We start from the raw sequence: 508 nt of genomic DNA, 5'->3' as shown, positions 1-508 counted from the left end.
CTTCATACACTGTGATGGTCCCGGCATGCGAAGGAGGAAAACCTTCAACCAGCAGGGTGACGCTGTACTGGCCATACTCAACATCCATGCTGTAACGCCCGGCTTCATCCGGATTTTCTGAGGCCACCGTGTTCACCACCACCGTGGTACTGTTACGTTTTGCTTTCAGCTGGATTGTGCAGTTCTGTACCGGTTTTCCTGTGCCGTCTTTCAGTACACCTGAAATCTTTACTGCCATATTCACCTCACAAAAAAGCCCGCCTGAACCGGCGGACTGTCATAACACTGTGTTACCTGGCTAATCAGAATTTATAACCGACACCCACGATGAAACCGTCAGTGCGCCAGTCGCCACTGCCGGAGCCTTCATAAGCAATATCAATGGCCACGGATTCGATCGGGTTAAACTGCACGCCAGCTCCCCACGCCAGAGAGGTGTCGCTGTGGCGACCGTCATCACTTCCGGTCAGCACATCGTGCGTTTTCCCCTTGTTGTCAGTTACGCGAA

Annotated in this window: 2 protein-coding genes; both read right to left on the bottom strand. The window is 52.8% G+C overall.

Annotated features, from left to right (window positions below; genetic code table 11):
• On the bottom strand, window positions 1-238 hold a 238-nt coding region (locus EA14781_RS23250), incomplete at its 3' end, for a prophage tail fiber N-terminal domain-containing protein (RefSeq protein ID WP_175026689.1).
• Between the two features lie 64 nt (window positions 239-302).
• On the bottom strand, window positions 303-508 hold a 206-nt coding region (locus EA14781_RS11990; protein ID WP_042335693.1), incomplete at its 5' end, for an Ail/Lom family outer membrane beta-barrel protein.

Source organism: Escherichia albertii NBRC 107761 = DSM 17582, from assembly GCF_000759775.1.
Taxonomy (GTDB): Bacteria; Pseudomonadota; Gammaproteobacteria; order Enterobacterales; family Enterobacteriaceae; genus Escherichia; species Escherichia albertii.
This window is presented reverse-complemented; position numbering and strand designations above follow the sequence as displayed.